This is a genomic window from Clostridia bacterium (assembly GCA_019683875.1).
In the GTDB taxonomy this organism is placed as follows: Bacteria; Bacillota; Sulfobacillia; order RBS10-35; family Bu92; genus Bu92.
The window spans coordinates 1-23,857 of sequence record JADGHN010000004.1 but is presented as its reverse complement, the minus strand read 5'-3'; the positions used below and the strand labels follow the sequence as shown (position 1 = coordinate 23,857).

The following is a 23,857-nucleotide window of genomic DNA, read 5'->3' as shown; positions in this document are numbered from 1 at the left end:
AGAAAGGTGGAAGGCCGTTCGATGAAAGACCTCCTGTGGGACGAATTCCAGGAAGCTGTCCAGGAAGGCCTCGTACGTGACCGCAGCATCCTCGATGTCTTGTCCAAGCTCCAGGATTCGGCTTGCAGGGTTCAGCGCTCGGTCACGAAAGCGGTTACCACCTGTGGGTGCATTCGCATCAACGCCGCCAAGCCGGAGGTTCCTCCGGAGATCTCCCTGCGTGAACTTCGGAACTACCTGGATGACCATGTGGAAGGCTCGCTCTGCGCGCACTGCCAGGAGGTCCTTGAAGAAGAAGTCGGACGGCAGTTGTATTACCTCGCCGCTCTCGCCAACATTCTCAACGTAAACGTGTACGATATCCTGTTGAAAGAACATAAGAAAGTGGCCGCGCTCGGAATCTACAACATCTGATCGGCGGCCGTCCGGTCCTGAGCCGGCGCCCCGGACCGCACCTGGGGTGGCCTCAGCGCAGGACGGCGTCGATTGCGTCGCTCAACCGGCGGATGGGAATGAGCTCGGCAGCTTGGGTCTCCGCCAGGCGAGCCGAGCTTTCGTTTGCCGCCGGCAGGACCACCCGGGCGAAGCCGAGGCGACGCGCCTCCCGAACCCGCTGGGCGGCGTGCTGCACGCCGCGGACCTCGCCGCCCAGGCCGACTTCGCCGAACACCGCCACGTCCGGCGGGATCGGACGGTCGAGGAAGCTTGACGCGAGCGCCAGCGCGGCGGCGAGGTCAGCCGCAGGCTCGTCCAGCCGCGCCCCGCCCGAGACTTTCAAGTACGCGTCCTGGTCGCCGAAGGCGAGCCCGCACCTCCGCTCCAGAACGGCGAGCAGCAGCGCCAGCCGGTTGGCGTCCATCCCGCTCGCGGTGCGCCGGCCCGCGCCGTAGCGAGCGTCGGAGACGAGCGCCTGCACCTCGACCAGGAGCGGGCGCGTCCCCTCCACGCACGCGGCGACGACGGCCCCGGGCGCGTCGGCCCGCTCCGCGAGGAACCACGCCGAGGGGTTGGGCACCTCGACGAGGCCGGATTCCCGCATCTCGAAGCAACCGACCTCGTTGGCGGCGCCGAAGCGGTTTTTCGTCGCGCGGACGAGGCGGTACGCGGCGTGCCGCTCGCCTTCGAAGTAGAGCACCGTGTCGACGGCGTGCTCCAGCACCTTGGGACCGGCGATCGAACCTTCTTTCGTGACGTGCCCGACCAGCACGAGCGGCACGTCGCTCTCCTTCGCCAGCGCGATCAGGCGGCCGGCGGCGGCCCGCACCTGGCTCACGCTGCCGGGCGGCGACTCCAGTTCGGCGTCGGCCAGCGTCTGGATGGAGTCGACGACGACCAGCCCGGGCCGCAGCGCTTTCCATGCTTCGGCGACGGCCGTCACGTGCGTCTCCGGGAGGACGCGGATGCGCGGCGCCAGGGCGCCGAGTCGCTCGGCACGGAGGCGGATCTGTTGCGGCGACTCCTCGCCGGCGACGTAGAGCACGGTGTCCGACGCCGCGACGGCGTGCGCCACCTGCAGGAGGAGGGTCGACTTGCCGATGCCCGGCTCGCCGGTCAGGAGCGTCACGCCGCCGGCGACGAAGCCGCCGCCGAGGGCCCGGTCGAATTCGACGATGCCCGTGGAGAGGCGACGCTCGGCGACCGACGAGACTTCCGTGATGGGCGCGGCTTCCGGGACGCGCGCGCGGTCCCGCCCCGGCTGCCCCGTTCCCCGCGTCCGGGAAGCGAGGCGTTCTTCAAAGTAGGAGTTCCACGCTCCGCAATCGGGACAACGGCCCAGCCAGCGCGGCGACTGCGCGCCGCAGGCCTGGCAGACGAAGACGGTGTGGGGAGCGGCCAGCGGGGATCCCTCCATCGGTCCGCGGCCGCCGGCGCGCGGGTGGCCGCGTCAGGGCCGCGGGCTCCATGCTTCGCTGCCGTCGGGCCGCACTTCCTTCTTCCAGATCGGCACCGTCTGCTTCAGCGTGTCGATGCAGAAGCGGCAGGCCGCGAAGGCGTCCGCGCGATGCGGCGCCGAGACGGCGATCATGACGCTCGCCTCGCCGGGCTGGAGACGGCCCGTGCGGTGCGCCATGGCGACCCGCGCGCCCGGCCATCGCGCCTCGGCTTCCCGCGCGATCTTGCGCATCTCCTTCAGCGCCATGGGGCCGTACGCCTCGTAGCGGAGCTCGGCCGTCTCCAGGACCGCCGTTCCCTGCCGCGTGCGTGCGCGCACCGCGCCGGTGAACGTCGCGACGGCGCCGGCGTCCGGATGCGCGACACGCCGGATCAGAGCGTCCAGCGAAAGCGGCTCTTCGGTGAGCCACACGTTTCCGCCCTGGGCGCCGTCCGGAGACACCGCGTCCTCGGCCTCCGGGGCCGCCTCCTGGCGCGCCTCCCGGCCATCGGAGCCGGAGCCGGGCCCGCCCTCGGCCCCGCTGCCGCCGCTCACCGGCGGGATGAGCGCCACTTCCGCGCCGTCGTGCAGACCGACCGACATGTCGGCGTACTCCAGGTCCACCGCCACCGCGATCGACGGCAGCAGCGGCTCCAGGGCCGGGTGCTGGCGGGCCAGCTCCCGGATCAAGTCGGCCACCCGGGCGCCGTCCGGCAGGCGCACGGTCCACTCCCGCATCCCCGCGGCTTCGGCCGCCGCGCCGAACGCCAGCACGGTCACGTTCACGCGAGATCGCCCCCGAACAAGTGCGCTGTCGCTATCGTACCGCACGGCGGCGAAGGCGGGCGAGCGGCGGCCCGCATCCAATCCCGGTCACGATGCGCATCCGCGCTCACATCAGCGGCGCCTCGCCCAGCAGGCGCTGGATGTACGCGATCTGCCCCGCGTGGTACGCCTCGTGCTGGATGACCTCGCTCAGGTGGCGATACAGCGGCCGACCGTGGTCGGCGGGCGCCGTGAGCTGCTCGTCCGTCAGCGCGGCCACAGCCTCCGCCAGCTCGCGGCGATGTTCCTCAAATGCGCGGACGGCCTCCCGCCACGCGGATTCCGTGAGCGGGTCCGGGGTGGCGACCCAGCTCTGCGCCTCGTCCCACTGCCGCGGACCGCCCTTGCAGCGAGAGGCCATTTCCCTCGCGCTGTAGTCCAGGTGGACGACGAGCTCATAGATGGTGTGCCCGCCCTGCGGCGGGCGCCACGCCGCCTGAGCGGCCGTGGTCCGTTCCAGAAGCTGGCGGAGCGGGGCGTGCCAGTGGGATGCCGCCCACGTGCTGTCCATCTGCTCCAAAAGAATGCCGGCGAGCCGCATCGGCCCTCTCCTCCCCCGTACATACGTTCGCCACACTCCGGCTGGATCCTTGTGGGAAAACGAAACGGCCGCGGATGCCGTACGCATCCGCGGCCGTGCGTCCCTCAAGGCCTGTGAAGCGGCCGGAGGTCCGCCGGAGCGGCTCACTTGCCCTTGCGGCCACCCGCGGCCGGCGCGCCTTTCGCGCCCGCGCCCGTCCCGGCCGCCCCGTCCGCCGGCCCGGCGGCGTCCTTGCGGAACACGATGTGGCCTTCGGTGTCCGCGTCGACGGTGATCGTGTCGCCCGGCTTGAACTTGCCCGCCAGGACCTCTTCCGACAGCGGGTCCTCGACGAGGCGCGTGATCGCCCGGCGCAGCGGCCGCGCGCCGAACTCCACGTCCGCGCCTTCGTCCACGATGATCTCCTTCGCGCGCTCCGTCACCGTGAGGTGGTAGCCCTGCTCCGCGAGCCGCTCGTTCAAGCGCTTGAGCAGCAGCTCGACGATGCTCTTCAGGTGTTCCTTCGTGAGCGAGTGGAACACGATGATGTCGTCGATGCGGTTCAGGAACTCCGGCCGGAAGGTGCGGCGCACCTCGTCCATGATCTTCTTCTTCATGGCCTCGTAGTCGGCCTGTTCGTCCTGCTGGGTCCGGAAGCCCATCTGCGTCTGGCGCTTGATGAGGTCGGCGCCGACGTTCGACGTCATGATCAGCACCGTGTTGCGGAAGTCCACGGTGCGGCCCTTCGCCTCGGTGAGGCGGCCCTCTTCAAGCACCTGCAGGAGCAGGTTGAAGACTTCGGGGTGCGCCTTTTCGATCTCGTCGAGGAGCACGACCGAGTACGGCTTGCGCCGCACGGCCTCCGTGAGCTGGCCGCCCTCCTCGTAGCCGACGTACCCGGGCGGGGCGCCGACGAGGCGGGACACGGTGTGCCGCTCCGTGTACTCCGACATGTCGATGGTGATCATCGCGTCCTCGTCCCCGAAGAGCGCTTCCGCGAGCGCCTTGGCCAGCTCCGTCTTGCCGACGCCCGTCGGGCCGAGGAAGATGAACGACCCGATCGGCCGGCGCGGGTCCTTGAGTCCGGCGTGCGCGCGGCGGATGGCGCGCGCCACGGCCCGGACGGCGTCATCCTGCGCGATGACGCGGCTGTGCAGCACTTCCTCGAGCTTCAGGAGCCGCTCCGACTCTTCCTGCGTCAGCTGCTTGACCGGGATGCCGGTCCAGTCGGCGACGATCTGCGCGACGTCGTCGGCGGTGATGTCGAGCTGCTCCATGACCTGCGTGTTCTGCCAGGTCTGGCGCTCCTTCTCGAGCTCCTGCTGCAGCTTCTGCTCCTGATCCCTGAGGGCGGCCGCCTTCTCGAACTCCTGGCTCTGGACGGCCGCTTCCTTCTCCTTGCGGATCATCTCCAGGCGCTGCTCCACCTCTTGCAGGGCGGGCGGCATGACGAACGCCTGGAGGCGCTTCTTCGATGCGGCCTCGTCGATCAGGTCGATCGCCTTGTCGGGCAGGAAGCGGTCGGCGACGTAGCGGTCCGACAGGCGCGCCGCCGCCTCGATGGCCTCGTCCGTGATGCGCACGCGGTGGTGCGCCTCGTAGCGGTCGCGCAGCCCCTTGAGGATGGCGATGGTGTCGGCCACGCTCGGCTCGTCGACCATCACCGGCTGGAAGCGGCGTTCCAGCGCGGCGTCCTTCTCCACGTGCTTGCGGTACTCGTCCAGCGTGGTCGCGCCGATGGCCTGCAGCTCCCCGCGCGCCAGCGCCGGCTTGAGGATGTTGGCGGCGTCGATGGCGCCCTCCGCGGCGCCGGCGCCGATGATCGTGTGCATCTCGTCGATGAAGAGGATCACGTTGCCGGCCCGGCGGATCTCCTCCATCACCTTCTTCAGGCGGTCCTCAAACTCGCCGCGGTACTTGGAGCCGGCGACCATCGCGCCGAGGTCCAGGGCGACGACACGCCGATCCTTCAGAAGCTCCGGCACGGTGCCCTCCGCGATGCGCTGCGCCAGCCCTTCGACGATCGCCGTCTTGCCGACGCCCGGCTCGCCGATCAGCACGGGGTTGTTCTTCGTCCGGCGCGACAGGATCTGGATGACGCGCTGGATTTCCTTGTCGCGCCCGACGACCGGGTCGAGCTTGCCCTCCTCGGCCATCTGCGTCAGGTCGCGGCCGAAGTTGTCGAGCGCCGGGGTGTTGGACTTGGTGCGGCGCCCGCGCACCGGCTGGCCCTGCTGGGGCATCGTTCCGCCCAGGAGCTTGATCACCTCGCGCTGCACCCGCTCAAGGTCCGCGCCCATGTTCTCGAGCACGCGGGCGGCGACGCCCTCGCCCTCCCGGATGAGGCCGAGAAGGATGTGCTCGGTGCCCACGTAGTTGTGGCCGAGCTGGCGTGCCTCCTCAAGCGCGAGCTCCATGACGACCTTCTTCGCCCGCGGCGTGTAGCCGATTTCGCCGCTGACCGGCTGGTTGCCGCGGCCGATGACCTTCTCCACCTCCGCGCGGACGTGGTCGAGGTCGATGCCCAGGTTCTGCAGCGCCTTTGCGGCGATGCCGCTGCCCTCACGAATCAGCCCGAGCAGGAGGTGTTCCGTGCCGACGTAGTTGTAGTTGAGGCGGCGCGCCTCTTCCTGGGCGAGGATGATCACGCGCTGCGCGCGTTCCGAATACCGGCTGTACATCCCTCTCCATCCCCCTTTACGACGTTCTCCTGCGCGGCCGCGCCGTCGCCCGCCGCCCGGCGGCTCACGACGCCCGCGCCTCGGCCCTGCGCAGCGCCGCGCGGATCAGCGCCGCGCGTTTGATGTCGCGTTCGTCCGGGCCGGCCTCCTGGCCCGTCCAGTGCTGCAGGAACGCGGGACGCGTGGCCACGATCAGCTCGTTGAACACCTTCGCGTCCAGTTGCGGCAATATGTGCAGGTCGATGCCCAGCCGCAACAGGGAGCACAGCTCCATGGCCTCGGCGGAAGAGATCCGGCGGGCGTGCGCGAGGACGGCGTACGCTCGCCAGATGCGGTCCTTGAGCGTCTCCCCCATCTGGTTGAGGAGCCGCTCGCGGACGCTGCGCTCGCGGTCGGCCAGCTGGCGGACCGCCTCCTCCATGCGTTGCACGATTTCCCCTTCCGCGCGCCCAAGCGACTGGGCGTTCGAAATCTGATACAGGTTCCCGACGGCCTGGCTGCCCTCGCCGTAGAGCCCGCGCGCCGTCATGCCGTTGTTCGAAAGCGTCATGAGGATACCCTGGATCTGGTTGGCCATCGCCAGGCCCGGCAGGTGCACCATCACCGACGCCCGCAGGCCGGTGCCCACGTTGGTGGGGCACGTCGTCAAGTGGCCCCACTCGGCGTCGAAGGCCCAGGGCAAGCGCTCCGCGAGCGCGGAATCCAGCCGCAGCGCGCGGTCCAGCGCCGGCCGGAGCTGGAGCCCGGCGGCCAGGCACTGGATGCGGACGTGGTCCTCCTCGTTGATCATGACGCTGATGGACTCGTCCTCGGACAGGGCCAGAGCGCCGACGGCCTGCCGGATGTGCGCCGGGCTGGTCAGGTGCTTTTCCACCATCACCTGGCGTTCCAGCGGGCTCAGGGCGTCCAGCCGCACGATGCGCAGCGGCCGTCCCGACTCATCGACCCATCCGCGGAGCGCCTCCGCCACCCTTGCGACGACGCCCTCGGCGGCGGCGCGGTCCATGCGCGGGGGGTAGGGGACGTCGCTCAGGTTGCGGGCCAAGCGGATCCGGCTGGAAAGGACGACGTCCGACGACGGGCCATCGCCACGCATCCAAGAGCTGAGCGCGTTCCCAGGTGCGTCGTGCGCCGACATGGCCGTCACTCCTTCGTAAGCGCGCGGATTTCGTCGCGGAGGCGCGCCGCGTCCTCGTACCGTTCCTCCGCGACCGCTTTCTGAAGTTCGGCTCGTAGGCGGGCGACGCGCTCGGCCGTCGACTCCGGCGCGCCCGGCGAAGGGGCCGCGCCGGCCAGGCCGCGCGTGCCCGCCACAGGTCGCGGGGCGGGTCCGTCGGGCGGGCGGTGCCCCACATGCCGCGCGGCGCCGTGAATCCGGCGGATGGCCGGCCCGAGCTCGCGTCGGAACGCCTCGTAGCAGTTCGCGCAACCCAGCATGCCCGTGCGCGCGAACTCCTGGAACGGCAGCCCGCACGCCGGGCAGCGCCCCGCGGCGCCGGGGCGCGCGGGGGCCGCGGCGGGCGCCGCCGACGGCGAACCCGGTCCGAAGCCGCCGAGCGCCGACAGGAACTGCTCCAACATCCAGGCCGGGCTCTGCATGAGCGGCCCGATCTCGCCCTTTTCCATCGCGCATTGCGCGCAGAGGTGCATCTCCGTCTGGTGGCCGTTCACGCGGCGCGTGACGTGCACGGTGGCCGGACGCTGACCGCACTCTTCACACATGGGTGAGACCCTTCTTTCAACCGTTACAGTTTGCCCGCGGCCGACGTTCTTCCATAAGGAAGGAGCGCGTGCACCATGGCCTTCAGCACACGCGCGCGGACCTGGTCGCGGAGGGGCAGGGGCAGCCCCAGCGCCTCCCGCCCCAGGGCGGCCTGCATGATGGCCGCGGCGCGGTCGTCGATCCAGGACTCCCGGTGGAGCCAGTCGACGACGCCCCGCGCGCGCTCTTCACTGATGTATTCCCCGATCAGGCGCTCCAAGCGTCGGACCCACTCGTCGCAACCTTCGACCTCGACGCGCTCGATGCGCACGTACCCGCCGCCGCCGCGCCGGCTCTCCACGCGGTAGCCGCGCTCCAGGCCGAAGCGCGTCTCCAGCACGTACGTGATCTGCGACGGAGCGCAGCCGAAGCGCTGCGCGAGGTCCGCGCGCCTCAGCGTGACCTGGCCGCCGGAAGACTGGAGGCGGCGAACGATGAAGTCGTGGATTTCATCGGCCAGCGACGCCATGGTTCGACCTCCCATCGTCCCTCCGGTTTGACTTTTACCTTTTTTGACTTTTCTGGTCAAGGGTCTTCGTCTGCGGCGCGACGTGTTGACGTCTCAGGGGCGGGAGCGGCACCTCACCACTCCCGTCCGTGCGCGGGGACTACCTGACTCCGAAACGAACCTCGGCCCAGTGATGGCCCCCATCGACCGTCTTGAAGGTTGTCCACCGTTTCGAAGAGGGACTGCGGACGACCAGCCAGCCGGTGTCGGCGTCGACGAAGTCAAGCTGTGTGACCTCATCCCAGTCGATGCCATCCCGCGCGTCGACCTTTTTCCACGTCTTGCCGCCATCATCGGTGCTCAGCAGCCCCAGCGGGTCCCCGCCCACGGCATACCCGTGGAGCGGATTGACGAAGTCCGCACTGAGATTCCCGCGATCAGGCAGTTGCACATTTCCAGCCCTGGTCCAGGTCTGACCGCCGTCCTGGGTAGAATACACGATCCCGGGCAGATCCGCCGCCCGGTAGTTCACCACGAGCACGCCGCGCCCATCAGAAAACCACTGCGGCGCCGTTGCCCACATGCTGTCGTCGTCATAGCCTTCCGGCAGCGGCAGCTGCGCCTGCCGCCACGTGGCCCCGCCGTCGTCGGTCTTGAAGAGCCACGTGTACGGTCCACGAAATGGTCCGCCAGCGCCAGCATGCCCCGAGAGCCACCCGTGTTTTGCGTCCAGGAAGCTGAGTTCCCCGGCCCACGGCAGGCGGTCGCTCGACGTGGACTCCGTACTGGACACCAGTTTCCAATGTTGCCCGCCGTCCGTCGTGCGGTAGAGGTCAGCCAAATTCGGACCGTTTCCGGATTCGGCCCACTCCAGCCAGCCAATGTCTTCGTTCAAAAACACCAAGCGGATGCCGCCGGTGCGTGGCCGTACGGGCGTGAAGGCGAACGATTTCCATGTCGCACCACCGTCGAACGTATGGTAAATCCGCGGGGCATGGTCATACTCGAAAAGCCAGGCGTTGGAGCCGGAAAACGCCGCGGTAAAGTAACGGCCCAAGTGGTCCGGGGTAACGTCCGTCCAATGGCCGCTTCCGTTTGTGGTGCGCAACACTCTTCCGCGCATCGAGACGGCCCAACCTCGTTCAGAATCAGACATTTCGATATGGGTCAGCGAATCTCCCAATCGGGCGTCGCCCGTCTTGGACTCGGAAAACGATGCTTCTTGGGTTATGGATGGTACGAATTCACTCCGAGGGCGTTGCGCGACCGCCCGTTCGCTTTGTCCTCCGGTCGGTTCCGATGAGGACTTTCCGGACATGCCGCTCGGGACCCAACTGCATGCGGCCAAGGGGATGCTGCTGATCAGAGCGACGGCCACCCACACCTTGTGCAGTCCCGCCACACTCGCTCCAATCCAGCCCAGCCGCCTCATGCGCACACCTCCATGGAACCCGTCCCATCGATCAAGGCATGGATACAGGCGCGTCGATCGAGTATCGGGCGTCGCCCAAACCCAGAACATAAGGGAACGTCGGCGGGACGGCGTCGGGGGTGAACGGTTCCTCACAAATTCTCCGGAAGCGGTCGTCCGTGGGGCCGATGCTTTCTCCCGTCATGAGGTTCAGGGCCTCGCCGTAGGCGCCCGCGTGCGTGAACCAGCACGCGTAATCGCCGCTGAACGCGAACACCCTTGGGTAGATCGCGGTCTTGACAACCGTCCGGTCGCCGATCGTCAAGGCGAAGCCTTGGTCGGTGCTCGCGTACCAGAGCACCAGGCGGAACGCCTTGCCGTGGACCTTTCCGGTCCAACAATCGTATACGCCCTCGTGCGCCGGATCCCCCTGGAATTCTCGGGGCACCCACTCGGACTGGATGCAGGCTTCGTCACGCTTCGCTTGGCCGTCGAACATGCGAGCGTTGTGCACCTCGACTTCAGAGGGCATAGGCGCGCTGATTTCCGACGCCGGTTCTGGATCGGCCACATTCACGGGATGGCCGCCCGGTATGCGCTGTCCGTCCGAGCGGGCCGTCAGGGACGAGCATCCGGTGAGAACCGCCACGGCGGACATCACAATGATCACCGTCTTCGGGACCCTCACCATGTTGAGAACACCCCCAATCCGTTGCTTTACGACGAGACCGGAGCGGCCGGGTTCCAACTATGCCCAAGGACTCGGTTTGACGGGGTTCCAACGCGTCGGTGTGGGATACCTGAGGAGGAGTCCAGCGGCTTTTGACGAACGTTCGTTTCCATAGAGCCTTGTATACAAATATACAGGTATGCAGGGTATCGACCTTCGATCGGGAGGAGTATGGTCATGAAGGCACGAACGCGCGCTTCGCGCCTGTGGGCGCTCGCCGTGCCGCTCGTCGTCGCGTCCCTGCTGCTCTCTGGCTGTGGCGGGTCGCAATCCGCGGGCGGCTCTTCCGAGGGCAACGCCACGGGCGGCTCCAAGTTTCCGTCCGGCGCCATCGAGATCGTGGCGCCCGCTTCGCCCGGGGGCGGTTGGGACCTCACGGCGCGGGCCGTCCAGAAGGCTCTTCAGGATGAGGGCCTAGTCAAGGTCGCGATCAACGTCGTCGACAAGCCGGGCGGCAACGGCATCGTCGGGTGGACCTACCTCAACGGTCACAAGGGCGACGGCCATTACGTCGCCATGAACTCCACGCTGATCTTCTCGAACTACTACCAGGGCAACTGGGACACCACGTGGAAGGACTTCACGCCCATCGCGCGGCTGACCACCGAGTACACGGCCGTCGCCGTGCCGGCGGACTCGCCGTTCCAGACGCTGAAGGACCTCCTTGAGAAGCTCAAGCAGGACCCGTCCTCGGTGTCGATCGCGGTCGCGCCGGGTCTCGGCACGGATGACCACGTCGCGTTCGCGCTCGCCGCGAAGGCGTACGGCGTGGACGTGAGCAAGCTGCGCATGGTCGTGTACGACAGCGGCGGCGACACCACCACGGCCCTCATCGGCCACCACGTCGACGCCGAGGTGGCAAGCGTCTCCGAGGCGGAGGAGCAGGCCAAGGCCGGCAAGCTCCGCGTGCTCGGCATCAGCGCGCCCGAACGCCTGGAGGGGGACGTCGTCAAGGACTTCCCGACCTTCAAGGAGCAGGGCATCGACGTCGAGTTCGCCCACTGGCGCGGCCTGATGGGCCCGAAGGACATGCCCGCCGACCAGGTCGCGTGGTGGGACGAGGTGCTGGGCAAGATGGTCCAGTCCGACACGTGGAAGCAGCTCCTCGCCAACAACGGCTGGGAGGACGCCTACATGGACAGCAAGACCTTCGCCCAGTACCTCGAGGACACCGACAAGACCCTGGGCGAACTGTACAAGGAAATCGGCGTCTCCAAGCGCTGATCGGAGGAGGACGATGCGGGCGCGGCCGCCCGGCCAAGGGCGGCCCGCCCCTTTTCGGGGGGTGTGACCTTGAATCCGAGAGTCAACCGCATCGTCGGCGGCATCGGCGTGGCCGTGGGGCTCTTCTACCTGTTCATGACGTTCCAGATCCGCGCGACCATCGCCGCCGACGCCATCGGTCCGCGGCTCTTCCCCTTCGTGATCTCCGCCGCGATGATCGCCACGAGCGTCTGGACGATCGTCGCCTCCTATATGCCGGGAAAGGCGGAGAGCGAGGACAGGGGGGCGATCGAGTGGACCGGCTGGCCGCTCGTCGCGGCCACGGGCGCGGCGTGCCTGCTGTACGCCGCCCTCTTCGAATGGCTCGGCTTCATGCTGGACACCGCGCTCCTGCTCGTGGCCGTGCTCGCCTACGCGAACCCGGGGCAATGGCGGGTCAACGTGCCCGTGGCGGTGCTGTTTTCCGTGGTGGCCGCCTATGGATTCGACGTGCTGCTCGGCATTCCGCTGCCGGCCGGCCTCGTGCCCCTCTGGGGGGTGAAGTGATTGGACTGGCACGCGATTCTTGACGGTTTCGCCGTCGCCCTGCAATTCCACAACCTTGTGAATCTCTTCATCGGCGTGGTCCTGGGCACCATGATCGGGGTGCTTCCGGGCATCGGCCCGGCGACCGGCGTGGCCCTGTTGATCCCCGTCACGTTCGGGATGGACCCGACGTCCTCGCTCATCATGATGGCCGGCGTGTACTACGGCGCGATGTACGGGGGGTCGACGAGCGCCATCCTCATCAACACGCCCGGCGACGCCTCGGCGGTCATGACGACGATCGACGGCCACAAGATGGCGCTGAAGGGCCGGGGCGGGGCGGCGCTGGCAATCTCGGCGATCGGCTCCTTCTTCGCCGGCACGGTATGCGTCGTGCTGCTCACCCTGCTGGCCCAGCCGCTCGCAAACCTCGCCTTGAAGTTCGGCCCGGCCGAGTACTTCGCGCTCATGGTCTTCGCGCTGTCCGCCGTGACGTCGCTCTCCGGGGCGAGCCTCGCCAAGGGGCTCATGGCCACGGCGTTCGGGCTCATGCTGGCCACGGTCGGCATGGACCTGCAGACGGGCGTCCAGCGCTTCACGTTCGGGTCCCCGTCGCTGATGGACGGCATCGACTTCCTCGTCGTCGTCGTCGGGCTCTTCGCCGTCAGCGAGGTCCTGCTGAACATGGAGAAGGTGGCCAAGGGCGAGCTGCGGCAGCCGCTGAAGTCCGGCCGCGTGTGGCTGACGCGGGAGGAGTGGCGCCAGGCCTGGCCCGCCATCCTGCGGGCGACGCCGATCGGCTTCCTCGTCGGCGCGCTGCCGGGCGCGGGTGGCACCGTGGCCTCCATCCTCTCCTACACCGTGGAGAAGCGCGTCTCGAAGACGCCTGAACGCTTCGGAGAAGGCGCCATCGAAGGCGTGGCCGGTCCGGAGACGGCGAACAACGCCTCGTCCGTCGGCGCGATGATTCCGCTGCTCTCCCTCGGCGTGCCAGGGTCAGGCACGACGGCCGTGATGCTGGGCGCGCTCATGATGTTCGGGCTGCGTCCGGGACCGCTGCTCTTCCATGAGCAGCCGCACCTCGTCTGGGGTCTCATCGACAGCATGTACCTGGGCAACCTGATTCTCCTGATCCTGAACCTGCCGCTCGTCAGCATCTTCGTGAAGCTGCTCGAGGTGCCGATGAAGATCCTGAACCCGATCATCCTGGCGCTGGCCTTCATCGGCATCTACGCCATCAACTACAGCGTCTCCGACCTGTTCCTCGTGGCCATCTTCGGCGTGCTGGGCTACTTTATGAAGAAAGTCGACGTGCCGACGGCGCCCATGGTCCTGGCGCTGATCTTGGGATACACAATGGAACAGTCGTTCCGCCAAGCGTTGCAGGCGAGCCAGGGTTCTCTTGGAATCTTCGTGAGCAGCCCCATCTCCGTCACCCTCCTCCTGCTGGCGGCGGCCGCCATCATCATCCCGCTCGTCACCGCGCGCCGGACCGGCACCGTGGTCGTCGAGGACGCGGAGGCGTGATCGGGGGTGCTCGCATGACGCGTGATCGCGATCAGCGGGCCAGGCTGCGCGAGCGCCTGGCCCAGCCGGGGGTCCTCGTGATCCCGGGCGCGCACGACGCGGCGGTGGCGCGCGTGGTGCAGGCGGCCGGCTTCGAAGCGGTCTACGTCAGCGGCGCGGCCACGGCCAACGCCGTGTTCGGCCTGCCGGACATCGAGCTCGTCGACCGGACGGAGATGGCGGCGCACGCCGGCCGCATCGCCGCCGCCGTCGACATCCCCGTGATCAGCGACGCCGACACCGGCTACGGGAACCCCTTGGCCGTCGTGCGCACGGTGGACGTGTTCGAGCGCGCAGGTGTGGCCGGCATCCACCTGGAAGACCAGGTCTCGCCGAAGCGCTGCGGCCACCTGGACGGCAAGGACGTCGTGCCGGTCGAGGACATGGAGGCCAAGATCCGCGCGGCGGTCGAAGCCCGGCGCGACCCGGACTTCCTCATCATCGCCCGCACGGATGCCCGCGCCGTGCACGGTTTCGACGATGCCGTGCAGCGCGCGCTCCGCTACCGCGCGGCCGGCGCGGACGCCATCTTCCCGGAGGCGCTGCAGAGCGAGGAAGAGTTCGCGGCCTTCGCGCGGCGCGTGCCGGGGCCGCTGGTCGCCAACATGACGGAGTTCGGCAAGACGCCGTACCTGTCCGCGGCCGACTTCGAACGGCTCGGGTACAAGGTGGTGCTCTTCCCCGTCACCTCGCTGCGCGTGGCGTTGAAGGCCGTCGAGGAGGCGATGCGCCGCCTGCGTGCGGAGGGCACCCAGCGCGGGTTCCTCGACCGCATGCAGACGCGCGCGGAACTCTACGAGCTCGTCGACTATCCGGGCTGGAAGAAGCGCGAGGCACGGTACGCGTCGGTCTAGGCAGCGCCGCGGCGGAGGGAGGCGCGTGTCCATCTCAAGGAACAGGACGAGCATGGCCCGCGACTGGGCGTATGAACGGCTGGCCCAAGCCATCGTCGAGGGCGAGCTGCGCCCGGGCGAGCGACTCGTGGAAATGCGGCTGTCCGAGCGGTTCCAGGTGAGCCGCACCCCGTTGCGGGAAGCGCTGCAGCGCCTGGAGCAGGAAGGCCTCGTGGAGCGCCTGCCCTCCGGACGCATGGCCGTCGCGCGGCTGACGCCGGAGCGCGCCGCGCAGCTCTTCTCGGTGCGGGCCGTGCTGGAGGCGCTCGCCGCGTACGAGGCCGCGGGGCGGTTTACGGATGAGCAGGCCGAGCGGCTGCGGGCGCTCGCGGACGAGATCGAGCTGGCCGCGCAGCAGGGGCGCCACCGGGACGTGTCCCGCCGCGGCGCGGAGTTCCACGCGCTGGTCCATCATGTCAGCGGCAACCAGGTGGCGTCCGCGCTGCTCGACGTGATCCGCGCCCAACTGCAGCGGTACCGCAAGCTCGGTCCCGAGGGCGAGCCCGGCCGCAGCGCGGCGGCCGCGAAGGAGCACCGGCGCATGTGCGAGCTTCTCCTGGCCGGCGAGCGGCGCCGCGCGGCGCTGGCGATGTACCGCCACGTGATGAACTCCCGCGACGCGGTGCTGCGCGTGCTGACCGCGGAAGGCGGGCGATGACCGTTGCGCGTCCGGCTCCCCGCCTGGTACGCGCTCGTGCTGGCCACGAACGCGCTGGTCCATGCGACGGTCTACGCCATCCGGCCGCTCGCCACGTACCGGGCGCTCGAACTGCACGCGGGGCCGGCGGAGGTCGGCGCCGTGGCGTCGACGTTCGCACTCTTCTCCTTCTTCATGGCCGTGCCGGCGGGGCGGTGGGTCGACCGCTGTGGCGAGCCGCCGTTCATCCTCGCCGGCAGCGTGCTGACGACGCTCGGCGCGCTCCTCGCCGGATGGGCGGGTTCGGTCACGATGCTCGCCGCCACGCAGGCGTTTCTCGGCCTCGGCCACCTTCTGGCGGTGGTCGCCAGCCAGGCGCTCATCGCCAACCGCACGGACGAGTCCATCCGTGACGACCGCGTCGGCCTGTACACGGTGATGGCATCCCTGGGGCAGCTCGCGGGTCCTGCGCTGGTGAGCCTTGTCGCGGGAAGCGGCGGCGAGCGCAACCTGCAGCCCGCGTTCTGGCTGGGGGCGGCGCTCACGGCCGTGGCCGGCGCGCTGGCGTGGCCGCTCGCGAAGAGCGCGGGCGCGGGCGCGGCGCGCGGCCATGCCCGCGCGGCGGGCGCCGGCGCCGGCCGTGCCGGCGCGAGGGTGCCCGCGGGTTTCGGCCAGGTGGCGCGCATCCTCCGCCGGCCGGGCATGATCCCCGCCATGCTGGCCAGCCTCACCGTGCTTTCCAGCATCGACATCCTCAGCGCCTATCTGCCCGTCCTGGGCGAGATTCGGGGGCTGCCGGTCTCCGTGGTGGGGCTGCTCCTCTCCGTGCGGGCCGCCCTGTCGATGGTGTCGCGCCTCTTCATGGCCGCGCTGCTCCGGCGCTTCGAGCGCGGTCCCCTGCTCTTCGCCTGCATGGCGCTGCCGGCGCTGGCCGTGGCCGCGCTGCCGTGGATGCCCAGCGTCGCGGGCCTCTGCGCGCTCATGGCCGTCGCCGGGCTGGGTCTGGGGCTCGGCCAGCCGCTCACCATGACGTGGGTGGCGAACCGCGCCCCGCGTGACCAGCGCGGCACGGCGCTGGGCGTGCGGTTGAGCGGCAACCGGCTGGGACAGCTCGTCATGCCGGCGATGGTCGGCTCCATCGCGGGCGCGTTGGGCGAGGCCGCGATTTTCTGGGTCGTCGCGGGATGGTTGCTGCTGGCCGCTCTCTGGGTGGTGCGCGCGCCGTTCGGCGAGCACGACCCCGTCCCCGCCGCGCCGGGCGACGCCTCTTCGACCGCGTCCGGCGGCGCCGCCGCGGCCGCGCGCGGCCCGTTCTCGCGCGGCATGGGCGGCCCGGACGGGTTCTAGCCCGCGCCGGCGGCCGCGCGCCCCGCACTAGTTCCCCGCGTTCAGCGCCTGGCTCACCGCCGCCTGGCAGGTGCTCTGGTCGCCGAACTTCGGCAGCGGCGGCGCGTCCGGATCCGGCTTGAGGGCGTCCGGCTTGTAGCAATTGCCGGCGTTCCACAGGAGCCAGCCCGTCGCGCCGTTCTTCTCCGCGGCGTCGATCTCCGCGCGCACCATCGCCGGGGTGTAGTGCACGCCGTAGAGGCTGAAGTCCTGCAGCCACGGGCGTACGAGCGCCCCGCCCACGGGCCGCCGTCGCAGGGCGTCCTGCATCGTGTGCATCACCGTCTCCGCCGGGGCGGCGTTCGGATTCGGCAGCCCGAACGTGTACGGCGCGTAGTGCGACGGATAGGCCATCGGCGAGACGAAGTCGACGGCGCCGGCCGCCTCCTCCCAGTGCTGGCCGATCATCTGGTCATCCAGCGCCGTGGGGATCAGCCCGAAGATGTCCGCCGAGACGGGGACGCCCATCCGGCCCAGTTCCGCGCGCGCCGTCTCAAGGAAGCTCGTGATCGCCTGCACGCGCGTGCGGCCGTCCGCGCCCGGGTACCGCGCTTGGCTGATGGCGCCGTCGCTGGGGAAGCGGACGTAGTCGAACTGGATCTCGTCAAAGCCCATGCGCACAGCTTCGCGCGCGATGGCGAGGTTGTACTTCCACACGTTCTCGTTGTACGCGTTCATCCACGCGGCGCCCGTGCGGTCGCGCCAGACGCCGCCGCGCGCGTCCTGGACGGCCCACTCCGGGTGCGCCTTCGCGAGCCCGCTGTCCTTGAACGTGACGATGCGCGCGATGGCGTAGATGTGCTTCCTGTGCAGTTCCTGCAACTGCTCCTTGAGGTGCGGGATCTCCACCTTGATCGCGCCCACCGAGCGCACGAACGGATCCTGGCTGTCGTAGAGGACGTGGCCGTCCTCCTTGACGTCGATGACGACCGCGTTGAGTTCCGTGCGCTCCACGAGGCGGATGAGCGTGTTCCACATCTTGGGCGTGCCGGCGGCCGCCCCGGAGATGTAAATGCCGCGGAAGTCCTTCGGATGGTTCGCCTTGTACGAGGCGAGGAGCTGGCCGAACTCTTCCGACGAGAGCGGCGCCGGGGGTGGCGTCAGCGAGCGCGCGGCCGCGCTGCTCGGTTCGCTCGCGGCCGCCGGGCGGTCGCCGGGACCGGGCGTCGACGCGGAGGGCGACGCTGCGCGCTCGTGGGGCAGCGCGTACCAGGTCCCGGCCGCGCTGGCGGCGAGCAGCGCGGCAAGCCCCAGGACGAGGACCGGAAGGCGACGCCGGTTCAGGCGCCGTCTGGGATTGGGTTGAGGGGTCGGCGTCGTGGCGATGGCGCATCACCTTTTCCGGAGGGCGGCCGAACGTGGCCTTGGATTTGCGTGTCAGCGATTTGGACGGATGACGATTCCCCGAAGTGCCCGCCGCACCCTTCCGGTTTCCGGCGCTTGTTCGCTCCAATTTCTAGCGCCGGTTCGGTCCGCTCCCCCGTCCGGAGCCGACGACTTGCGCCAGCCGCGCCCGCGCCGCGTCCGCGGCCGCCGCGGCCTCTTGAGGAGACCAGGCCACCGCCTGCGCGAGCCGGTCCGTCATGCGGGCCACCTCGGGGTGATGGGCCGCGTACGCGCGCCACGTGCCGGTGTCGAGCGCGCGGGTGGACGCGGGCAGGCGGCCGGCCTGCGTGGCCCAGACGGCCTGCTGGGAAGGCTCGGAGAGGAAGGCGGCGAACTCGGCTGCCGCCGCGCGGCTGCGGGGCGCCCCGTAGGGCAGCAGCGCGAGCGCGCGCACGTGCAGCGGCGTGCCCGGCAGCGCGGAGACCATGAACGCGGCATGCCCCCCGAGGGCCGCCTCCAGCGCGCCGAGGTCGCTGGCGCGGGCGAGGACGGCGCCCGCCCGGCCGCTCAGGAACGCGGCGACCGGATCCTGCGCGGGCCAGAGATCTCCGTCGTGCACCCAGCGGGCGAGTTGCGCCACCGCGGCGTCTCCGCCCGCGCCGGTGAGCACGTCCGCGCCCGGCGCGGCGGTCGGCGTGCCCGCCGGCGCCGCAAGGGGTTTCGCGCCCGTGGCGGCGGCGGTGGCGAGCGCAGCCACAAGATCGGCGTCGTCGCGCCCGAACGCCAGCCCGGGCAGCAGCTGGCCGCCCGACTGGGCGACGGCCGACGCGCTCGCCCGCGCGAGTCCGGTGAGCTGCGACCAGTCCGCCGGCGGAGCGAGCAGGAAGCCCACGCGGGTGTAGACGACGTCGAGGTCGACGTCGATGGGCGTCGCGAGGAGCGTCCCGCCCGCGCCGGGCCCCGCTCCCTCGTCTCCGCCGCTCACCGCGCGCGCCGCCGCCGACTGCAGCGCGCGGCCCACAGATGGCGCGGGCGGCACAAGGGCGCCGGCCGCCGCCAGCTCGCCCAGCGAAGCGGCATCGAGCATCACGGCCTGGGGTGCCGGCATCCGGCTCGTGGCGGCGCCCAGCGCCGCGGCGACCAGCCGCGCGCCGGGCCCGCCGGCCGCAGGCGTGCCGCCGGCGGCGTTCTCGGACGGCGCGGGGCCGCTACTACGGTTCGAAGACCCCGCTTCGCTCCCCGTCCCCGTACCGCCCGCGGTCGACGTCCCCTCGTCCAGGTACGACTCCGGCGCCACGATCCGAACCCGTACCCGGTTGCCTTGGGCGGTTTCGAACTGGCGTGCCAGCACCCGGAGCGCGGTCGCCTCGATCGGGTCGAGTTCGGCCAGCACCACGACCTCGACGGGCGCGGCCGTCTCGTTCGGCGCGGGCGGGACCGGGCGGACGGCCGGCGCGCATGCCGACAGCGCCAAGGCCGCGGCCAGCATGGCCGCGACCTCCAACCGCCTGCGGGTCCCCGGCCGGCCTGCGGCGCCCACGCCGGAGCCGCGCTTCCATCCCATAAAGCCCGCTCCGCCGCGTTTCATTCGAGAACCTCGTACACCAGGGGAGGCCGCTCGACCGGATCCTCGGACAGGACGAGCGCCGCCTGCAGGGCGGCGGCCGCCGCCTCGGCCGCTTCCGCGGTCCGCGCGTGCACGTGCGCCCACGGCTCGCCGCACTCGACGGCGTCGCCCACCTTCTTCGCCAGCACGACGCCGACGGCCGGGTCGATCGCGTCCTCCTTCTTGCGCCGCCCGGCGCCGAGCGCCAGCGCGACCTCGCCCACGCACAGGGCGTCGAGCCGCGCCACGTATCCCCCGGACGGCGCCGCCACCGGCCGCACGTGCGGCGCCTTGGGCAGGCGCCACGGCTCCTCGACGACGCGCGCGTCCCCGCCCTGGGCCTCGATCATGCGGCGCAGGCGCTCCGCGGCCGACCCGTCCCGCAGCAGTCGCTCCAGGCGCTCGCGCGCGGCCGGCGGCGCCTCTCCCGTGGCCAGCGCCACGAGCCGGCCCGCCAGCTCCAGCGAGAGCTCGACGAGGTCGTCCGGCCCCTCGCCGCGCAGCGCGGCGATGGCCTCCGCCACCTCCAGCGCGTTGCCCACGGCGCGCCCCAGCGGCTGGTCCATGTTCGAGAGCACCGCCGCGACGCGCCGCCCCAAGCGTCGGCCGAGGGCGATCATCGTCCGCGCCAGCTCCCGCGCGCGTTCCACGTCCTTGACGAAGGCGCCGGCGCCGACCTTCACGTCGAGCACGATCACGTCCGCGCCGCCCGCGATCTTCTTCGACATGATGCTGGACGCGATGAGCGGCAGGCTGTCGACGGTCGCGGTGACGTCGCGGATGGCGTACAGCCGCTTGTCGGCCGGCACGAGCCGCTCGGTGGCGGCGGCGACGGCAAGGCCGACGCGCTTCACCTGCGCGACGAACTCGTCGATCGGCAGCGCGGTGCGGAAGCCGGGGATGCTCTCCAACTTGTCGATGGTGCCGCCCGTGTGGCCCAACCCGCGGCCGGAGAGCTTGGCCATCGGCACGCCGGCGGCCGCGGCGAGCGGCGCCACGACGAGCGTGGCCTTGTCGCCGACGCCGCCCGAGCTGTGCTTGTCCCCTTTCACGCCGGGAATCGAGGACAGGTCGACGGTCTCGCCCGACAGCGCCATCGCGTGCGTCAGCACGGCCGTCTCCGCGGGCGTGAGCCCGCGCAGGTAGGCCGCCATGCACCAGGCGGCGACCTGGTAGTCGGGCACGGCGCCGCTCGCCACGCCGGCGACGAAGCTGCGCAGCGACGCCTCGTCGTGCTCGCGGCCGTCACGCTTATCCGCGATGAAACGAACGACGTCGAACGTCACGACGGATCCCCCGGGGCGGCCGGCCCGGCGGCGCGATCCGGCCCGGCGAGGTGCGCGGCGTGGAAGGGCACGGCGAGCATGTCCGAAAGGGGCCGCACGAGCGGCCGGCCGCGCGCGTCCTCCAGGATGACGGGGAGCCGCGGGTTGAATTCCAGCAGAAACTGCAGGCAGGCGCCGCACGGCGGGCACGGGGCGGCCCGCTTGCCGACGACGGCGATGGCGCGGAAGTCCCTGGCGCCCTCGGACACGGCCTTCACCGCCGCCGTGCGCTCGGCGCAGATCGTCAAACCGTACGAGGCGTTCTCCACGTTGACGCCCTCGAAGATGCGGCCGTCACCCGTAAGCAGCGCCGCGCCGACGGGGAAGCGGGAGTACGGGACGTAGGCCCGCTCCGCCGCGGCGTGGGCGGCCGCCAGCAGCCGCCGCGCCTCCTCCTCGGGCACCGGGCGCCCGGCGCCCTCCGCGCCGCCCTCCTGCTCCGCCCCGCTCACGACGCCACCTCCTCCGCCGCGCGGCGGCGCGCCGGCGCCACCTCGTGGCAGCGGCGGCAGCGCGCCTCGTACGCCTCCGCGCCGCCGATGACGACGAGCGGGTCGTCCTCCGCCGCCGGCCGGCCGTCGATGAGGCGTTGCGTGAACATCGCCGGCTCCCCGCAGCGCACGCAGATGGCCTTGAGCTTCGTGACCTCGTCGGCCATGGCCATCAGCGCCGGCATGCAGCCGAAGGGCCGGCGCGCGAAGTCGAGGTCGAGGCCGGAGACGATCACGCGCCGCCCGCTGTCGACGAGCCGCTGCACCACCTCGACGAGCTCCTCCGAGAAGAACTGCGCCTCGTCGATCGAGACGACCTCGGCGCCGCACTCGTTCGCCATCACGAAGATCCGGTCCGTCTCGCCGACGGGCAGCGGCACCGCGTCGACGCGCCGCCCGTCATGGGAGAAGACGGCCTCCGCGGCGTAGCGGTCGTCGATCGCCGGCTTCACGATGAGCACCCGCCGGCGCGCGATGAGCGCCCGCCGCGTGCGGCGGATCAATTCCTCGGTCTTTCCGGAGAACATGCTTCCCGTGATCACTTCAAGGTGTCCAACGGGCACGCTGGGTTCCCTCCATGGAAGCGGTTCCATCGTACCAACCCCGGCGGGCGGCCACCATAGGCGGCGCTCCGCGCCCGGCTGTCAACGGATGCCAAGGGCGCGGCGCACGTCCTCGAGGCGCTCCGCCGGCGCCAGGAGCTGCACGCGCTTGGCCTGCCGGTCGAAGTTGCGGGAAAGGTTCGGCGCGACGAGCGAGATCGACGGATCGGCCGTCGTGCCGGCGACGCGCCCGCCGAAGCGGTCGAGCACCGGCACCTCGAAGAACAGCTCCTTCCCCCGCCCCGCCACGTCGAACAAGAGGCCGTGGTCCGGCAGGTCGACGCCCGCCGCGCGCAGCGCGCGCGCCGTGTCCTCGGCCAACGCCTGCTGTTCCCAGTAGCCGGCGTCCAGGGCCTGCGCGAGCAGTTCGCCGACGGACCGCGGCAGCTTGCCGCTCTCAATCTCCGCGAGCGTGGCGTCGGCGACGCGCCGGTACAGCTGGCGCCCCGGCGCCGACAGGCGCGCGACGAGCTCCCGCGTGGACGCCACCGGCGCCTCGGCCAGCCGGCTCAGCGCCTGGGCGTCGTCCAGGTCGATCCACTCCTCCTGCGTGAGCCCGCCGAGCCGCATCGCGTCCGCGGCGGCCCGCTTGAGCATGGCCTGCGCCGCGCGCACCGTGTGGTGCCAGTACACCTCGCGGTACATGAGGTACGAGGCGAAGATGATCGTCTCCACGGCCGAGACGCCCTTCGGCGTCACGGCGAGCGCCGACCCGTCCTCCGTGAAGTCGACGGCCTGCAGCAGCCGCTCGCTGTCGATGACGCGCCCGTACGGGACGCCCACGTGGTTCGAGTCGCGCTGAAGGTAGTCGAGGCGGTCCGGGTTGAGGGCGCCCGCGAGCATCTCCGCGAGCCGGCGGCCCATCGCGTCGTCCGGAGGATGTTCCTCGTCGATCACCGCGGCGACGCGTTCCGGATCCAGCCCCCACGCGTCCCGCAACACGGCGACGACGCCCTCGTCCTGCAGGATGATGGAGCGCGCGCGGGCGTCATGCCGCTGGATGCGGATCCGCCCCTCCGGGTCCGGCGGCAGGTCCTCCAGCGTGTGCGAGAACGGGTAGTGGCCGACGTCGTGAAGCAGCGCGGCGCAGAGGAACGTGGCGCAGGCCTCCGGGTCGAGGAACTCCGCCCCGCGGCGGGGCAGGAGGTTCAGGAGCAGGCGGCGCGCCAGCTCATAGGTGCCCAGGGAATGCTCGAAGCGGGTGTGCGTGGCGCCCGGGTAGACGACGCTCGCCAGTCCCAGCTGGCGCACGCCGCGCAGGCGCTGGAGCGGGCGCGTGTCGATGAGCGCGCGCAACCGCGTGGAGGTGCCGACGTTACCCGTCAGCGGGACGCGGATCGGGGGCAGGCCCTCCTCCACCCCGCCCAGCTCGGGCACGCGCCGCAGCCACGTGTCGGGAATCGGTCGCAATCGATTCGCCTCCACGCGTTCTGTTCCACGGCGGGGGCCTGTCCCCTGTCGGTTCAGGGCGTGGTGGCCGAACCCGGCGCGATGCGCGCGTACCAGCCGAGCACGGCGCGCGCGTAGGCGTTGGGGCGCTTCACGCCGTCGCCGGCGTTGTAGGACGTGAGCGCCATGGCGGCGTCGCCGCGGTAGGCGCGCAGGCGGTCGGCCAGGTAGGCGACGGCGATGCGGATGTTCCAGTCCGGGTCGAAGAGCAGGGTCGGGTCGAAGCCGTCGATGCCGAAGACGTTGCGCGCCACGAGGCGCGCCGTGCCCGGCAGCACCTGCATGAGGCCGATCTCGCCGGCGGAGCCGACTTCATCCGGGTTGAAGTCGCTCTCCACCTTGATGACGCTGACGACGAGCCACGGGTCGACCCCGCGCCGGCTCGCCTCGCGGACCACGGCCTCCGCGATGGAGGCCCGGGTCCCGGCAGGCAGCGCCGCGTAGTGGGCGTCCAGCCAGGCGGCCAGGGCATCGCGGGTGACGGTCTCAGCGAGCCAGGCCTGGGCGGCATCGGCGGGCGCCGCCGCACGCAGCGCGTGCGGCCTGGCCGACGCCGCCCGCGCGCCGGGGGCGGGGG

The 23,857-nt window shown here is 70.9% G+C and carries 23 protein-coding genes; 7 read left to right on the top strand and 16 right to left on the bottom strand.

Annotated elements, in window-relative coordinates:
- Positions 1–21: 21 nt before the first annotated feature.
- Entirely contained in the window at positions 22–414 is a 393-nt protein-coding gene (locus tag IRZ18_00700) for a DUF1573 domain-containing protein (protein ID MBX5475632.1), read from the top strand.
- A gap of 52 nt (positions 415–466) precedes the next feature.
- On the opposite strand, the gene radA is transcribed toward IRZ18_00700, so the two are convergent.
- The 9 genes from radA to IRZ18_00655 form a co-directional block, all read right to left on the bottom strand.
- Positions 467–1,852 (bottom strand): DNA repair protein RadA, encoded by a 1,386-nt coding sequence (radA, locus tag IRZ18_00695; protein ID MBX5475631.1) that lies wholly within the window; start codon positions 1,850–1,852, stop codon positions 467–469.
- Between the two features lie 33 nt (positions 1,853–1,885).
- Positions 1,886–2,611, bottom strand: a complete 726-nt coding sequence (locus IRZ18_00690; protein MBX5475630.1) for a molybdenum cofactor biosynthesis protein MoaE — start codon at positions 2,609–2,611, stop codon at positions 1,886–1,888.
- A 154-nt stretch (positions 2,612–2,765) separates the two neighbouring features.
- Complete coding sequence (locus tag IRZ18_00685) at positions 2,766–3,239, bottom strand: DinB family protein (protein MBX5475629.1); 474 nt, start codon at positions 3,237–3,239, stop codon at positions 2,766–2,768.
- Positions 3,240–3,382: 143 nt separating this feature from the next.
- Positions 3,383–5,899, bottom strand: a complete 2,517-nt coding sequence (locus IRZ18_00680) for an ATP-dependent Clp protease ATP-binding subunit (GenBank protein ID MBX5475628.1) — start codon at positions 5,897–5,899, stop codon at positions 3,383–3,385.
- A gap of 64 nt (positions 5,900–5,963) precedes the next feature.
- Entirely contained in the window at positions 5,964–7,037 is a 1,074-nt protein-coding gene (locus IRZ18_00675; protein ID MBX5475627.1) for a protein arginine kinase, read from the bottom strand.
- 5 nt (positions 7,038–7,042) lie between these two features.
- Positions 7,043–7,621, bottom strand: coding sequence for a UvrB/UvrC motif-containing protein (locus tag IRZ18_00670; protein ID MBX5475626.1), 579 nt, complete (start codon positions 7,619–7,621; stop codon positions 7,043–7,045).
- A gap of 23 nt (positions 7,622–7,644) precedes the next feature.
- Positions 7,645–8,130, bottom strand: coding sequence for a CtsR family transcriptional regulator (locus IRZ18_00665; GenBank protein ID MBX5475625.1), 486 nt, complete (start codon positions 8,128–8,130; stop codon positions 7,645–7,647).
- Between the two features lie 139 nt (positions 8,131–8,269).
- Complete coding sequence (locus IRZ18_00660) at positions 8,270–9,541, bottom strand: hypothetical protein (GenBank protein ID MBX5475624.1); 1,272 nt, start codon at positions 9,539–9,541, stop codon at positions 8,270–8,272.
- A gap of 31 nt (positions 9,542–9,572) precedes the next feature.
- Positions 9,573–10,190 carry a hypothetical protein gene (locus IRZ18_00655; protein ID MBX5475623.1) on the bottom strand — a complete coding sequence of 206 codons (618 nt, stop codon included), beginning with the start codon at positions 10,188–10,190 and terminating at the stop codon, positions 9,573–9,575.
- A 237-nt stretch (positions 10,191–10,427) separates the two neighbouring features.
- Between IRZ18_00655 and IRZ18_00650 the strand changes: the two genes are divergently transcribed.
- From IRZ18_00650 to IRZ18_00625, 6 genes are all read left to right on the top strand, one after another.
- Positions 10,428–11,474: a tripartite tricarboxylate transporter substrate binding protein gene (locus IRZ18_00650; GenBank protein ID MBX5475622.1), complete on the top strand. Its 1,047-nt coding sequence runs from the start codon at positions 10,428–10,430 to the stop codon at positions 11,472–11,474.
- 69 nt (positions 11,475–11,543) lie between these two features.
- The gene (locus tag IRZ18_00645; protein MBX5475621.1) at positions 11,544–12,020 is read left to right on the top strand and encodes a tripartite tricarboxylate transporter TctB family protein; all 477 of its coding nucleotides are present in this window, start codon (positions 11,544–11,546) and stop codon (positions 12,018–12,020) included.
- Complete coding sequence (locus tag IRZ18_00640; protein MBX5475620.1) at positions 12,021–13,526, top strand: tripartite tricarboxylate transporter permease; 1,506 nt, start codon at positions 12,021–12,023, stop codon at positions 13,524–13,526.
- Between the two features lie 14 nt (positions 13,527–13,540).
- Positions 13,541–14,419: a methylisocitrate lyase gene (gene prpB, locus IRZ18_00635; GenBank protein ID MBX5475619.1), complete on the top strand. Its 879-nt coding sequence runs from the start codon at positions 13,541–13,543 to the stop codon at positions 14,417–14,419.
- A 25-nt stretch (positions 14,420–14,444) separates the two neighbouring features.
- Entirely contained in the window at positions 14,445–15,116 is a 672-nt protein-coding gene (locus IRZ18_00630) for a GntR family transcriptional regulator (GenBank protein ID MBX5475618.1), read from the top strand.
- Positions 15,117–15,119: 3 nt separating this feature from the next.
- Positions 15,120–16,442, top strand: coding sequence for an MFS transporter (locus IRZ18_00625; protein MBX5475617.1), 1,323 nt, complete (start codon positions 15,120–15,122; stop codon positions 16,440–16,442).
- A 27-nt stretch (positions 16,443–16,469) separates the two neighbouring features.
- Here the strand turns inward: IRZ18_00625 and IRZ18_00620 are convergent, their stop codons facing one another.
- The 7 genes from IRZ18_00620 to IRZ18_00590 form a co-directional block, all read right to left on the bottom strand.
- Entirely contained in the window at positions 16,470–17,459 is a 990-nt protein-coding gene (locus IRZ18_00620; GenBank protein ID MBX5475616.1) for a putative glycoside hydrolase, read from the bottom strand.
- Between the two features lie 478 nt (positions 17,460–17,937).
- Complete coding sequence (locus tag IRZ18_00615) at positions 17,938–19,371, bottom strand: extracellular solute-binding protein (protein MBX5475615.1); 1,434 nt, start codon at positions 19,369–19,371, stop codon at positions 17,938–17,940.
- Positions 19,372–19,391: 20 nt separating this feature from the next.
- Positions 19,392–20,699, bottom strand: coding sequence for a thymidine phosphorylase (locus IRZ18_00610; protein ID MBX5475614.1), 1,308 nt, complete (start codon positions 20,697–20,699; stop codon positions 19,392–19,394).
- Positions 20,696–21,142, bottom strand: coding sequence for a cytidine deaminase (locus tag IRZ18_00605; GenBank protein MBX5475613.1), 447 nt, complete (start codon positions 21,140–21,142; stop codon positions 20,696–20,698). Before IRZ18_00605 ends, IRZ18_00610 begins: the two co-directional genes overlap by 4 nt.
- Before the next feature lie 44 nt (positions 21,143–21,186).
- Positions 21,187–21,822, bottom strand: a complete 636-nt coding sequence (locus IRZ18_00600) for a thymidine kinase (GenBank protein ID MBX5475612.1) — start codon at positions 21,820–21,822, stop codon at positions 21,187–21,189.
- A 51-nt stretch (positions 21,823–21,873) separates the two neighbouring features.
- Positions 21,874–23,241 carry an HD domain-containing protein gene (locus IRZ18_00595; GenBank protein MBX5475611.1) on the bottom strand — a complete coding sequence of 456 codons (1,368 nt, stop codon included), beginning with the start codon at positions 23,239–23,241 and terminating at the stop codon, positions 21,874–21,876.
- A gap of 53 nt (positions 23,242–23,294) precedes the next feature.
- Positions 23,295–23,857 (bottom strand): lytic transglycosylase domain-containing protein (locus IRZ18_00590; protein MBX5475610.1); only part of this gene is annotated, 563 nt, incomplete at its 5' end.